We start from the raw sequence: 12,485 nt of genomic DNA, 5'->3' as shown, positions 1-12,485 counted from the left end.
GATAGCCTGGGCTCTTCGTTCCGACTGCTGAGGGTGGATGCGGTGAGCGGGTCACTGGGAGATGTGCTGCGGGGGAACCGGTATCCGGGGCGGGGAGTGCTGTGGTGCCGGACCGCGGACGGGGAGGTCTGCGGCGGGTACTTCCTGACCGGGCGGACGGCGGCCTCGCGCGGGCGGACGCTACGGCTCACGACGGACGACGAGCTGATCGTCGGACCTGCCGACGACCGGGCGCACGACGCGCTGCGGCACTACACCGCCGCCCGGCAGAGCGGGGAGTGGCTGGTCTTCGGCAACGGGGAGCAGGTCGCGACCGTCGCCGGGCGGCTCGCCGCCGGGCAGGCCCCCGCGGAGGCACTGGACGGTCTGGACTACGAGCCCGACCCGCCGATCCTCACCCGGCGCCTGACCGTCGTGGCGTCCGCCGGATCCGCCGCCCCCGTCTGGTTCGGCGCCGCGCGCCACAGCGGCGCGGCGCGTACGGCCACCGACCGGCTGACCCTGCGGGTGGGCGCGCTGGAGCCCGGCGAGGGCGTCCTCATGACGACCTACCTCTCCGACGGCGTGACCGTCGCGACCGGCGCGCCCTTCACCCAGACCCGCACCACCGCCGCGGACCGCGCGGAACTCCTGGACGACATCTGGTCCGCCCTCACGCCCGAACTGCGCGTCGCCGCGGCCACGTTCGCCCCGCACGGCCTCGCCGCCGCCGGGATCCGGCAGGCGCTGCCGGTCAGCTAGCCGCCAGCAACCGGCGCGACAGCTCGCGCAGCCGGAGGTCCGGGTGGGGCCCCTCCACCGTGGACGGGCCCAGAAGGCGGTGCGGGGAGGTGGCGAACTCCTCCAGATCGGCGCGCAGCCCCGGCGGGACGGTGCCCATCTCGGCGAGCGCCGTGAGGGCCTTGAGACCTTCCGGGGTGGGGGCGACGGACGCCGCCAGGACGGGGGTCGCGCGGGCCGGGTCGCCCGTGAGCCAGAAGGCGGCCTCGGCCGCGGCGACGCGTGTCGGCTCGTAGCTGCTCGTCAGCAGGGACTCCACCCGGGGGAGCAGCCGGGACGCCGCCGGGCCCAGCGACCGGAGCAGCGGCAGGTGCCGGGCGGCCTCACCGGGGGAGGCCAGCAGCGGGGCCAGGACGTTCACCGCGGCGGTGGGCTCGCCGGTGAGCTGGGAGTAGGCCACGGACGCACCTGCCCGCACGGTGGTGTCGCGGTGGTGCAGGGCCATCCGCAGCAGGCCCAGGATCTCCGGCGAGCTCACACCCGCGGTGCCCAGGGCCCGCCCCGCCGTGAGCCCGGCGCGATCCGCGCGCAGGCACTCCGTCAGCTCCTCCTGCGCCTCGCGTACCGCCGCGGGGCCGAGCGCGGCCAGCGCCTCGACGAGGGTGAGGGCGTCGCCGCCCCAGAGCTTCGGCGCCGCCAGCTCCCGCCGCAGCAACGGGACGAGCCGCGCGGACTGCGCCGGGAAGTGCACGGCCGCCGCCCGCAGCGCCCCGGGGTACGACAGGTCCGGGAGCAGGTCGAGGGCGCGCGGGTCACCGGCGCGGACGAGGGCGAGCAGCGCTTCCTTCGCGGGCTGCTCCTCGGTGCCGGACGCGTGGGCGTGGAGGGTGTCGCGCAGCCGTGCGTCGGGGAAGGGGTCCAGCCCGACCCACCGGCTGATCACCCCGATCCGCACCGCCAGCTCACCGGGGAACCGCGCGAGCGGCAGCGCGTCGAGGGCGAGCACGAGGAAGGCGGGCTCGTGGTCCCGCCACCGGAGGAGGACGTTCTCGCCGAGCGTCGTGCCGCGCCGCTCCACGTCACCGTCCGCGATCCACCCCGCCGCGACCCGCAAGGCGGCGTCCGGGTCCGCCACGAGGACGGTGCTGACGGAACTGACCTGCGTGCCGGGCAGGTTGGTGCCGGGCCAGGGGAGGTCGCCCGTGCGGGGGCCGGGGCCGTGGTGCTCGTACGGTGCGGGGTGGAAGTCGGGGTCGGCGGACGGCCCGGCCGTGGCTGCCGCCCACAGGTCGGCCTCGGCGCTCTCGTCGTACCCCTCGTCCTCGTCCTCGTCTGGCTCCGCCTCCTCCTCTTCCTCTTCCTCCTCGGCCTCGGCCTCGGCCTCGGCCTCGGCCTCGGCCTCGGAGAGGATCCGCACCACCTCCGGGGCGTACGGCGGGCCCGAGACGTGGGCCGTCAGGAGGGCCGCGGCCAGGCGTATCGGGGGCAGCGGGCTGTCCAGCGGCAGGGCGTCGGTGCGGCCCAGCAGCACGCGCAGCGCCATCGCGTCGGCGCGGACCGCCACCACGGGGTCGTCCGCGTACAGCGCGTCGGCCGCGGCGAGCACCGCCTCCCGTACGGCGGGCTCCAGCAGATCCGCCGCCGCCGCGCCCACCCGCAAAGCCGCCCGGCGGACGTCGGGGGAGGCTTCGCGCAGGCACGGCAGCAGCCCGGCGACCTCGCGGGCGACCGCCTCCCGTGCGGCGGCGCCCTCGTCCCGTTCGGCGAAGAGGGCCAGCAGCATCAGGACGTCGTCCCGCCGGCGGGTCGGCGCGTTGAGGGCGGCGTGCGCGAGGAAGGGCACGCTCTCGGCTGCGGCCGCCGCATGGACCCGCGGGTCGCCCCGGAAGACGCCTTCCAGCTCGAACAGTGCCTCGCCGACGGCGTTCTCGTCTCCGTACAGCCCCCGCAGCCGTCCCGGCAGATCCCCGGCGGAGCCGTACGCGTGAGCGAGGTCCTGCCACCGGACGCTGTTCAGCTCGTGCGGCGGACGCATGTGCGGCTCCTCTCGTGCCCTCTCCGGCGCCCCCGACCCTAGCGCCCGCCCCCGCCCTGCCGCTGCGCCCTCAACGTGGTGCGCAGCGGCGCGAGTTGCGCTGCCGACAGGCGTCGGGCGGCCCACAGCACCGCGGCCTCCTCCCCTTCCGCGGGGCCGGCGGAGGACGGTCCCGGACGCGGTCCGCCGGTCAGCAGGGCCAACTCGTGGGCGTCGATGCCCAGGACGGTGCCGAAGTCGGTGACGAGCCGGGGCGTCAGCTCCGTCCGCTCGGTGCGGATCGCATGGTAGGTCGCGGCCGACAGATACGTGGGTGTGCAGGCGCCGAGGACGTGGGCGATGCCCGACCAGCTCAGGTTGCGGTGCCGGAGCATACGGACGATACGGCCGCCCGGAGTGTGGCGGTAACCGTCGTCCGTCGGCCGACCGAACGGGGCGCCGCTCGCCTCCTCGTCGGGCAACGCGCGCATGTGCGCCAGCAGTCGGCGCTGTTCCGTCGGCGGAAGCCGTACCGCGTGCGTGACGACGCTGCCCACCTCCCCCTCCGCGTCGGGGTGCCGCGGTTCCAGATCCGGCGGGACGTCCAGGTCCGCGAGGACGAAGAGGTCGACGGTGTGCAGGCCCAGCGCGGGCGCGAGCCGCCGGAGCAGGTCCGCGGCGGGAGCCTCGCCGGAGCGGACGGCACGGAGGGCGTCCGCGTCCGGCCCGGTGCGCGACGCCAACTCCGAGGCGGGCAGGCCGCGATGGCCGAGCAGCAGCCCCAACCGCGTCCCGAACGGGGTCCCTTCGCTCACGCCGTCCCCGCCGTCCCCTCCGTCAGGGCCGCCGTGAAGCGGTCGCGGTGGGCGGTCTGCCAGGACTGGAGACGGTCCCAGCGCTCCCAGCCGCCCCGTTCGGCGTGCGCGCGGACGTATGTCGGGTCGCCCGAGGCGAGGCGGGCGGTGACGAAGGCGCGGCCCGCGGCTGTCGCCTCCTCGACGGTGGCAGGGAGGGCGGCGCGGTCGGCGCCGGACAGGCCGTAGCTGTCGGCGAGGACGCGGAGGCGGGTGAACGGGTCCGGGGCGGTGGGGTATTGGTCCGCGGCGGTCGCCGGGTCGAGCACGGGTGCCCAGTAGCGGGCGGCCATGGCGACGTCCCAGAGCGGGCGGCCGGGCGCGGCGAGGTCGAAGTCGATGAACGCCACGGCGCGGCCGTCGCGGAAGACGACGTTCTCCGGGCAGATGTCGTTGTGGCACAGCAGCGGGCCGCCCGCCGGGTCGGCGAGGTCGTGCGGCCAGTCGGCGCCGGGGTCCACGGGGATCAGCGCGGCCGCGTCGTGGAGATCGCGCAGCAGCCGCCCCACCGACGCGAGGGCGTCGTCCGTCATCACCCACGCGGGGAAGGGCGGCAGCGCCACGTCGCCGGGCAGGAAGCTCAGCTGCTCACGCCCTTCCGCCGGGCCGCGTACGGGAGTCGGCGCCCCCGTGAAGCCGTGCTCGCGCAGCGCCCGCAGATGTGCGTGCAGGGCGCGGGCGGTCCGCGGGGCGGGCCGGTCGACGACGTCCCCGTGCCGGAAGACCGCCCCGGCGTTGGCCATCCCCCCGGCCAGTACCTCGGCCGTACCGTCGCCGTCCCCGCGCCCCGTCGCCATGGCGGTCAGGCTACGGCGTGAAGTAGTCCGCCATCATGCGGCTCACCCACTCCGGCTGCGTGACGTCCAGCACGCGGAACTCCTCCATCACCGGCTTCAGATCGATCACCGGCGTGCCCGACACCGCGTCGAGCCCCACGACCGTCAACTCCCGTCCCCGCACGGACTCGACGGCGCAGCACGTCACCCCGATCCGGTTCGGCCTGCGCGGCCCGCGCCCGGCGAAGATCCCCATCGGCGGCAGATCCGCCCGCCCGCGGTACGGCAGCGGCTCGCGGTAGTCGTCCTTCTCCTCGAACCGGTCGAAGACGAACAGGACCTCGACGTGCGAGAAGCCCTCCATCCCCTGGAGGCACGCCTCTCCGAACCGCTCGTCCACGGTGATGACGCTCCGCACGGCCCCCCAGTTGTCGGTGTCCTGGACATCCGTCCGGTCGTTGCGGACCGTCCCGATCGGTGTGATCTCGAAGCTGACCATGGCAGTGTTCTACCGCTTCGGCGCCCGCGTCAGGAGTAGCGCGGGAGGTTCTCCGTGGAGATCGTCCATTCGCCGATCGTCACGTCCTCGCCGTAGACGAAGTCGGTGCGCGTCGCGTAGCGCGGGCCGTTCGGCGTCGGGCGGATGTCGCTCAGGACGGCGCCCTCGCCGGTGCGGGGGTCGAAGAGGACGTAGACGGGGATGCCGAGGAGCGGGTAGTCGCGCATCTTGCCGACCCAGTCGTTGTCCGGGTTCGACCGCGACACGACCTCGATGGCCGCCAGCAGGGTGCCGGGGTCGAAGGAGCCTTCGACCTCCATGTCCGCCTCGGCGATGACCATGACGTCCGGGTGCCGCATGACGCCCTCGTGGACGTCCTCCACGTCCGGCGTGCCGGTGTGCGCGAGCAGGCCCTCCGGCATGACTTTCTCCAGCCTGCGGCTGACGCGTGCGGCGGTCAGCTCGTGCGGGCCGCCGGGGGACATCGTGTCGTGGACGATGCCTTCCTTGGTGATCTCCAGCTTGCCCGGCACGGCGTGCCGCATCTGCTCGACGATGTCCCGCATGGCCAGGTACGGGAGCGCGTCACGCCGTGCGTCACCGGGGGCGATGGTCATGGCATCCGCTCCTTTCGCTCCGTGGACCCGTGCTCTTCACGCTGGCGGGGGGCCACAGACGTGCCCCGGTGTCCGCGCCCTCTCTCATTCCTCCGCCGCGAGCTCCTCCGCCGCGGGCTCTTCCCGAACGGGCTCTTCCCGGGCGGGCTTGTCCGCTGCGGGCTTCTCCGGCGGGGTCGGGGGCTGGGGCGGGGCTGCGGGCAGCGGCGGGGTCGGGGGGAGCGGCGGGGGTGTCGGGGTGGGCTCGGGGGCGGCCGGGGGCGGGGCGGCGGCGGTCAGGAGGGTGTCCACCAGGCGGTCCGCCGCGTCCGGGCGGCCGTGGGTCCGCGCCGCTTCCGCCATCGCCGCGCGGCGGGCGGGGTCGGCCAGCAGCGGGGCCACCGCCGCCGAGAGCGTGTCCGGGGTCACGGTGTGGACGAGGGCCACCGCCGCGCCCGCGTCCGCGAGGTGCTGGGCGTTGTGGACCTGCTCGTTGCCCGCCGAGGAGGCCAGCGGCACCAGCACGGAGGGCTTGCCCAGCGCGGTGAGTTCGGCGAGCGTGCCCGCGCCGCTGCGCGAGATCACCACGTCCGCGAGGGCCAGCACGTCCGGCAACTCCGCGCTCACGTACGGCGTCAGCAGATACCGTCCCGCCAACTCCCGCGGCAGCAGCGCCGCGGTGGAGCGCAGCGAGGCGAAGTTGCCCGGCCCACACTGGTGGATGACGTTCGCCTGGGCCAGCAGCCACGGCAGGACGGTCACGATCACGTCGTTGATCTGCTGCGAGCCCTGCGCGCCGCCCGTGACGTAGACGGTCGGCAGCGCGCGGTCGAAGCCGCCGAGCCCCAGCGACTCGACGGCCTTGTCGGCGCGCCCGGCGAGGACCTCGGGGCGTACCGGGTTGCCGGTGACGGCCGCGGACGCGCGGGCCCGGCGCGGCAGCAGCGGCAGCGTCGACTCCGACGACACCGCGAAGGCCGTCGCCACCCGCGCCAGCAGCCGGTTGGCGAGCCCCAGCCGTACGGTCTGCTCGTGCACCACCAGCGGCCGCCCGTTGGCCTTCGCGGCGAGCCCGAGCGGCACCGCCACGTAGCCGCCCGTCGCGAGCACCACGTCCGGCCGGAAGCCGGCGACCACGCGGCGGGCCTGGAGCACGCCGAGCGGCACGCGTGTCATGTCCCGCAGGTTCGCGGGCGACAGCAGCATCAGGGGATTCGCCGAGCGGCGCACCTTGCCGGTCGCGACCGTCCGGAAGGGGATCGCCTCGCCGGTCGCGACCCGCTCCTCCAGGCTGTCCGCGGTGCCGACCCACAGCACCTCCAACGCGCGCCCCTCGTCCGCGAGTCGGGCCCGCAGCGTGCGGATCGCGGTGAGCGCGGGGTACGTGTGCCCGCCGGTGCCGCCACCGGTGACGATGAGGCGGAAGGGCCGGGTGTCCGCCGGACGCGGCGCGACGAGGTCAGGGTCACTGTTCACGAGGTGGCTCCCCTTCTGACGGGGCCCGCGCCCCGGTGGTGCTGGTCACAGTAGCCGCAGGCCCGGCGCGTGGCCGAGCCGGACGGCGACGCGCTCGGATAGCCTTCCGCTGCACGCGACATGGCTTACGTACCAAGGGGGACAAGTGCCGCGTACCGCAAGGGTGTTGGCAGCCGTAGTGCTTCCGGCGGCGGCGGTCGCCGCGCTGGGCGCCTGCTCGTCGTCGAAGGACCACAAGGCTGACGACGGCAAGCCGTCGGCCACCGCGCCCGCCGCCACGTCCGGTGCGTCGTCCGGCGGCGGCACCCACGGCCGCCTCGACTGGACCGGCTCCGCCTCCGGCGGCTTCGACGTCACCATGAGCGTGGCCTGCGCGACCGCGGGCGGCAAGGTCGTCGCCGTCACCGCCCCCGCTCCCGACAGCGGCGACTCCGCGACGCCGTCGTTCGTCGCCACGATCGGCGACCAGGCGATGGCGACCCTCGTCACCCCCGAGAAGAAGACCTTCGTCAAGCTCGGCGCCGACGGCATCTCCACCTCCGAGCAGGGCGGCACCTACACCGTCAAGGTCTCCGGCACCGAACTCGGCGCCGCGGACGCCTCCGGCGGCTCGATCACCCTCGACGGCACCCTCACCTGCACGAAGGTCTCCGGCACCTGACCCCGCCGGGCCGCCGGGCCGCCCGGCCGCTACCAGGGCACCCGGGTCACGGCGCCCGCCGCGCGGACGGCCGCACGGTCAGGGCCCAGGGCGCGCTGCCGTCGAGAGCGGGCCGGTCCACCGCCCTGATCAGGGCGGATACGTCGGCGCCGGCGAAGGCGTGGGAGGCCGCGCCGCCGTCGAGGGCGCTCCAGGCGCCGCCGAAGCCCTTCCAGTCCGCGGAGGCCGGCTGCTCCGCGGGGATCTCCTCGCCGTCCTCGCCGCCCTCGTCGAGCAGCCGGCGCAGCTCGCGGAGCGCCGGCCCCGGGAGGTCGGGCCGCAGGTCCACGGCGAGGAAGAGGTCGTAGGAGCCCCTCACGTCCCCGGATCCCAGGAGGGCGTCGCGGTTTGCGGGCCGTCGTTCCGGTTATCCGACGATTGTGGCTTTGGTGGCGATTTTTCGGCGCCACGGGCGTCGGCGCCAGGAGCGAAGGAGGCTGCCGTGACCACGATGCACAAGCCCCCGGCGGAGGACACCGAGCGGTCGTCGCGCGGACCGGCCCACGCCCGCCGCCGCGACCCCCGGCTGCGGATGGCGCTCATCCTCGCGCCCCTCTACCTGATCACGTCGGCCCTGCTGGCGTGGTGGGCGTCGGACTCCATCACCGACCACAAGTGGTTCCTGGAGATACTCGCCGGGATCGCGCTGCTGCTCTTCGTGATCCAGGTGATCCGCGGGTACGCGGCCTGGCGCCGGTCGCGCCACTGACCCCTGCGGCCCCGCCCCCTCCGGGCGCCCCCCCGCCCGGAGGGGGCCGAACCGCCCTGGGCGTACGGGAGTTCACCCACCCGGTAACGTCCCGGCATGGCCTTCCCCACCGTGATCTTCGACTTCTACGGCACCCTCACCCCCAGCACGCCCACCGCCGTCTGGGACGGGCACGCGGCGCTCGGCGCGGTTCCGCTGGGGATCCCCGCCGACCAGTGGCGGGAGGTGCTGAACGCGTCCTTCCCGGAGCGGGCCGTGGGTGCGCTCGGCGACCTGCCCGACACGATCCGTACCCTCGCCCGGCGCTGCGGGGTCGAACCGGGCGAGGAGGCGGTCGCGGCGGCCGCCGCCGTCAGGCTCGCCTGCCAGCGGGAGCTGTTCGTGCTGCGCCCGGACGCGGTCGGCACGCTGGAGCGGCTGCGCGGCGCGGGCGTCCGGGTCGGCGTGCTCAGCGACTGCACCGTCGAACTCGCCGACTGCTGGGCCGATCTGCCGCTCGCCGGGCTCGTCGACGCCGCCGTGCTCTCCTGCACCGAGGGCCACCGCAAGCCCGCCCCCGAACTCTTCCGGCGGATCGCCGCGGCGCTGGACACCGCGCCCGCCGACTGCCTCTACGTCGGCGACGGCGGCGGCAGCGAGCTGACCGGTGCGACGGCCCAGGGCATGACGGCCGTGATGCTGCGGGCCGACGACTGGGCGTCCAACGACGCCCACGCCCGCGAGGACGACTGGCCGGGCCCGTCCTTCGGCTCGCTCACCGAGGTCGTCGCCGCCGCCACCGGGCGGCCTTGAACCTCACGTCGCGTGAGGGGCCACAGTGGGGGCATGCGGACGAACGGGGACGACGACCGGACGGCGACGTGGAAGGTGGGGCGACTGGCCGAGGCCAGCGGCCTCACCGTCAGGACGCTGCACCACTGGGACGAGATCGGGCTGCTCAGCCCCTCCTCCCGGAGCGCGGGCGGGCACCGGGAGTACACCGAGGACGACCTCGGGCGGCTCTACCTGGTGCTGGCGCTGCGCAGCCTCGGGCTGGGGCTGGAGACGATCGCGGTCTGCCTGGACGCCGGGCCGGACCCGGCGCGGCTCGTCCGGGACCACCTCGCCGGGGTGGACGCGGAGATCGCCGCGCTCGGGGCGCTGCGGGAACGGCTGGTACGGCTGCGGGACGAGCTGGCCGCCGACCGCGAGCCCGACGCCGCCGACCTGCTCGGGGCGCTGCGGGCGCTCGGCGGGACCGGGCCCGAGGGGCGCGAGGTCCTGGCCCGGCACCTGGACGCCGACCAGGAGCGCGTGCTGCGGGCGCGGGCGGCCGGCCTCGGCCCCGCCGCGCACTACCTGCGCGACGTCGAATGGCCCGAGCTCTACCGGCGCGCCGACAGGCTCCGGACGGGCGGCGTCCCGCCGCAGGACCCGCGCGTGCGGCGGATCGCGGCCCGCATGGACGAGCTGAGCACGCTCTTCACCGGCGGCGACACCCGGATCTCCGCGGGCGTGCGGGCGGCCTGGCGGGACGACCCCGCGGCGATGTCCGGCGAGCCCGCCGCGCCGGCGGACGAGTGGCGCGCCCTCGCCGACTACCTCGACGCGGCCCGCACGAGGCCGGACCCGGACCCGGCCGCCACCGACACCGCCACCGACACCGCCACCGAAGGAGACCCGCAGTGAACCGCACCGCCCGTGCCCGTACCGTCGTCGCCCGGACGCTCCCGCTGCTCCTGACCCTCCCGCTGCTGAGCCTGCTCGCCGCTCTCGGCGCGGTGCCGTGGGACGTGCTGCTCGCGGTGCCGATCGCGCTCGCCGTGCAGGCCGCCGCCACGTTCGTACGGCTGCGGCCCCGCCGGGTCACGGCCCGAGACGGGCGATGACCTCGCTCATCTCGGGGGCGTCGGCCTCGTAGACGGTCGTGCCCATGCGCGGGTCGCGCGCGTGCAGGGTGTGCAGGAGCGGGCCGTAATCGGCGGTGAGGTCGACCAGGGTCGCGGACGGGCCGTGCACCGCGCGCTCGGTCCCGGGCGGGGCCGTCAGGTCGATGCGGGTCACGACGCCGGGCGTGACCCATACGGTCGCCTGCGCGAGGCGGCCCGTGAGCTGGAGATGGAAGTGGCCGCACAGGACGAGGCGGACGTCCGTCCCGTCGATCGCCGCCGCCAGCTCCCCGGCGTTGTCCAGGCCGAAGACCCGCTGGACCTCCACGCCGGGCAGCGCGAGCGGCGGGTGGTGGAAGGCCAGCACCGTGCCGTGCGGCGCGGGCTCGGCCAGCAGGCCGCGCAGCCAGCCGAGCTGCCCCGCCGACAGGTGACCGTACCCCTTGCCGGGGACGAGCGAGTCGAGGGTGACGAGCCGGTGCCCGTCCACGGTGGTCGCGGCCGCGCGCTCGCCCGCCGGGCCGTCGTACACCGCGTCCGGCTCGGCGTGCCCGCTGCCGAGCACTTCGGCGAAGGCGGCACGGTCGTCGTGGTTGCCAGTCGTATAGAGGACACGCGCCCCGCGCTGCTCCGCGTACGCGCCGAGCAGCTCACGCGTCCGCGCGTACGCCTCGCGCGACCCGTCGTCCGCGACGTCACCGGTGACGACGACCGCCCCGAGCGCGCCCAGGTGCTCCAGCCCGGCGAGCAGCAGCCGCAACGCGGCCGTCCCGTCGGCCCCGTCGCCGTCGGGCCCCCCGCGCCGGTCCAGGTGGGTGTCGGAGAGATGGAGTATCCGCATCGCCCGACCCTAGCCACCTGGCACGGGCAGCGGCGAGGGGAATTCCCGCCGTGCCGGGACACGGGGGCGGTCCGCCCCGCCGCCGTGCTACCCGCCGAGCAGCCCCGCCGCCTGCTCCGGGTGCGCGTCCAACCACGCGCCGACGTGCTCCCGCACGGCTGCGGCGACCCACGGCCGCACCTCGGTGTTGCCGAGCCGGCCGTGGGTCGAGCCCTCGAACGAGGGGGCGTCCAGCCTCACCGACACCACCGCCGTCAGTCCCGCGCACGCGCCCTCGGCGTCGGGCTCGGGCAGCCCGTGCGCGCGGGCGTACCCGGCGAGCGCGGCGGTCAGACCGTCGCGCAGGCCCTCGACGTGCACACCGCCCTCGGCGGTGGGGAAGCAGTTCGCGTACGACCGGATCACCGGCGGGCCCTCGGCCGGGCCGCGTCGGCGCAGGGCCGCGTCGAGGGCGCCGCGCGTCGTCGTGACGGAGACGGTGACGACCTCCGTGGCCCCGGCCACCGGCCCGTCCAGGTGCGCGAGGAGGCCGGCCACGCCTGCGGGGGAATGGAAGCGGGCGGTACGGGGAGGGCCCGGCGGGCGCTCGTCGGTGAGGGTGAGCGTCAGGCCCGGCGTGAGGAACGCGAGCTCGCGGAGGCGGTCGGCGAGGACAGTGCGGTCCACCTCGACCGTCGTGAAGATCTCGGGGTCGGGGTGGAAGGTGATCGCGGTGCCGCTGTCCGCCGCGGGGCCGGCGTCGGCGGGCGGTGCGGTCGCCGTGCCGCGGATGTAGTTCTGGACGCGCCGGACGCCCTCACGGCGGACCTCGGCGGTGAGCCGGGTGGAGAGGGCGCAGGCGGTCATCAGCTCCCATCCGTTCAGAAGAAAGGCCCTCCGGCGCGGCCCGGGGCCGAACCGGCTCAACTGCTCGTCCAGCGGCGGCACACCGGGCGCCCCCGGTGCCTCCTGCGCCGCGAACGGTACGCCCGGCCCGTCGTCGGTGACCCGCACACCGCCGTCCGGCGCCAGCGTCACCGCGATGTGCCTGCGGCTCCCGGCGTCGGGGGCGGCCAGGACCACGTCCGCGGCCCACTCGACGACGCCGGTGACCATGTGGTGCAGGCCTCGCGGGCCCGTGCTCCCGATGTACATCCCGGGCCGCTTGCGAACGGCCTCGGCGCCCTCCAGGACCGTGATGTGGCTCGCGTCGTACGTCATGCCGTCGTCACCCATGAAATCCCCCTCGGACCGGTTCCGCAGCAGCTCCGCCAGCGTAGGGGGATTCTGGGAAAACGCCAGGTCAGGCCGGGTGTGGCAACGTCCTGAGCGCCTCACGGCGGGCCTCCCGCGGCCACCCCGGCCGCCTCCGTCCACCCCCGGCCCGGCACCCGCCCGGTGCCCCGGCCCAGCCCCGGGAAGGGCCCTTCCCGCGCCGCCAGAGCCGCGATTT

General features: G+C 75.8%; 15 protein-coding genes. 6 read left to right on the top strand and 9 right to left on the bottom strand.

From position 1 onward, the window contains the following. Positions 1 to 42: 42 nt before the first annotated feature. Entirely contained in the window at positions 43 to 741 is a 699-nt protein-coding gene (locus ACH4PY_RS22275; protein WP_398185438.1) for an IMP cyclohydrolase, read from the top strand. On the opposite strand, the gene ACH4PY_RS22270 is transcribed toward ACH4PY_RS22275, so the two are convergent. From ACH4PY_RS22270 to ACH4PY_RS22245, 6 genes are all read right to left on the bottom strand, one after another. Continuing rightward, positions 734 to 2,755 (bottom strand): hypothetical protein, encoded by a 2,022-nt coding sequence (locus ACH4PY_RS22270; RefSeq protein WP_398185434.1) that lies wholly within the window; start codon positions 2,753 to 2,755, stop codon positions 734 to 736. The genes ACH4PY_RS22275 and ACH4PY_RS22270 overlap by 8 nt on opposite strands. 38 nt (positions 2,756 to 2,793) lie before the next feature. Continuing rightward, on the bottom strand, positions 2,794 to 3,549 hold the full coding sequence (locus ACH4PY_RS22265) for a hypothetical protein (RefSeq protein ID WP_398185432.1): 756 nt from the start codon (positions 3,547 to 3,549) through the stop codon (positions 2,794 to 2,796). Beyond that, on the bottom strand, positions 3,546 to 4,385 hold the full coding sequence (locus ACH4PY_RS22260; protein WP_398185429.1) for a phosphotransferase: 840 nt from the start codon (positions 4,383 to 4,385) through the stop codon (positions 3,546 to 3,548). Before ACH4PY_RS22260 ends, ACH4PY_RS22265 begins: the two co-directional genes overlap by 4 nt. A gap of 10 nt (positions 4,386 to 4,395) precedes the next feature. Continuing rightward, on the bottom strand, positions 4,396 to 4,863 hold the full coding sequence (locus ACH4PY_RS22255; RefSeq protein WP_398185426.1) for an SAM-dependent methyltransferase: 468 nt from the start codon (positions 4,861 to 4,863) through the stop codon (positions 4,396 to 4,398). Positions 4,864 to 4,892: 29 nt separating this feature from the next. Continuing rightward, the gene (locus ACH4PY_RS22250) at positions 4,893 to 5,480 is read right to left on the bottom strand and encodes a Uma2 family endonuclease (RefSeq protein WP_398185423.1); all 588 of its coding nucleotides are present in this window, start codon (positions 5,478 to 5,480) and stop codon (positions 4,893 to 4,895) included. A gap of 84 nt (positions 5,481 to 5,564) precedes the next feature. Further along, on the bottom strand, positions 5,565 to 6,935 hold the full coding sequence (locus tag ACH4PY_RS22245; RefSeq protein WP_398185420.1) for a UDP-N-acetylglucosamine--N-acetylmuramyl-(pentapeptide) pyrophosphoryl-undecaprenol N-acetylglucosamine transferase: 1,371 nt from the start codon (positions 6,933 to 6,935) through the stop codon (positions 5,565 to 5,567). A gap of 166 nt (positions 6,936 to 7,101) precedes the next feature. Here ACH4PY_RS22245 and ACH4PY_RS22240 point away from each other — a divergent pair, with 166 nt between their 5' ends. Continuing rightward, positions 7,102 to 7,596 carry a hypothetical protein gene (locus tag ACH4PY_RS22240; RefSeq protein ID WP_398185417.1) on the top strand — a complete coding sequence of 165 codons (495 nt, stop codon included), beginning with the start codon at positions 7,102 to 7,104 and terminating at the stop codon, positions 7,594 to 7,596. 46 nt (positions 7,597 to 7,642) lie between these two features. Here ACH4PY_RS22240 and ACH4PY_RS22235 read toward each other — a convergent pair whose 3' ends face one another. Continuing rightward, positions 7,643 to 7,954, bottom strand: a complete 312-nt coding sequence (locus tag ACH4PY_RS22235) for a hypothetical protein (protein ID WP_398185415.1) — start codon at positions 7,952 to 7,954, stop codon at positions 7,643 to 7,645. A 123-nt stretch (positions 7,955 to 8,077) separates the two neighbouring features. On the opposite strand from ACH4PY_RS22235, the gene ACH4PY_RS22230 reads away from it, so the two are divergent. The 4 genes from ACH4PY_RS22230 (at position 8,078) to ACH4PY_RS22215 (ending at position 10,212) form a co-directional block, all read left to right on the top strand. Beyond that, positions 8,078 to 8,344: a hypothetical protein gene (locus ACH4PY_RS22230; protein ID WP_398185412.1), complete on the top strand. Its 267-nt coding sequence runs from the start codon at positions 8,078 to 8,080 to the stop codon at positions 8,342 to 8,344. A gap of 96 nt (positions 8,345 to 8,440) precedes the next feature. After that, the gene (locus tag ACH4PY_RS22225; protein WP_398185409.1) at positions 8,441 to 9,136 is read left to right on the top strand and encodes an HAD family hydrolase; all 696 of its coding nucleotides are present in this window, start codon (positions 8,441 to 8,443) and stop codon (positions 9,134 to 9,136) included. 33 nt (positions 9,137 to 9,169) lie between these two features. Next, positions 9,170 to 10,012 carry a MerR family transcriptional regulator gene (locus ACH4PY_RS22220; RefSeq protein WP_398185406.1) on the top strand — a complete coding sequence of 281 codons (843 nt, stop codon included), beginning with the start codon at positions 9,170 to 9,172 and terminating at the stop codon, positions 10,010 to 10,012. After that, positions 10,009 to 10,212, top strand: coding sequence for a hypothetical protein (locus tag ACH4PY_RS22215; protein ID WP_398185403.1), 204 nt, complete (start codon positions 10,009 to 10,011; stop codon positions 10,210 to 10,212). Before ACH4PY_RS22220 ends, ACH4PY_RS22215 begins: the two co-directional genes overlap by 4 nt. On the opposite strand, the gene ACH4PY_RS22210 is transcribed toward ACH4PY_RS22215, so the two are convergent. Together ACH4PY_RS22210 and ACH4PY_RS22205 are read right to left on the bottom strand one after the other, a co-directional pair. Further along, positions 10,190 to 11,053 carry a metallophosphoesterase family protein gene (locus tag ACH4PY_RS22210; protein WP_398185400.1) on the bottom strand — a complete coding sequence of 288 codons (864 nt, stop codon included), beginning with the start codon at positions 11,051 to 11,053 and terminating at the stop codon, positions 10,190 to 10,192. The genes ACH4PY_RS22215 and ACH4PY_RS22210 overlap by 23 nt on opposite strands. Before the next feature lie 87 nt (positions 11,054 to 11,140). Next, positions 11,141 to 12,268 carry a DNA gyrase subunit B gene (locus ACH4PY_RS22205; RefSeq protein ID WP_398185397.1) on the bottom strand — a complete coding sequence of 376 codons (1,128 nt, stop codon included), beginning with the start codon at positions 12,266 to 12,268 and terminating at the stop codon, positions 11,141 to 11,143. Positions 12,269 to 12,485 lie beyond the last annotated feature (217 nt).

The organism is Streptomyces sp. NPDC021224 (genome assembly GCF_044332905.1).
Taxonomy (GTDB): domain Bacteria; phylum Actinomycetota; class Actinomycetes; order Streptomycetales; family Streptomycetaceae; genus Actinacidiphila.
Note: the sequence above shows the minus strand (reverse complement) of the source record. Positions and strands in the feature narration are given on the sequence as shown.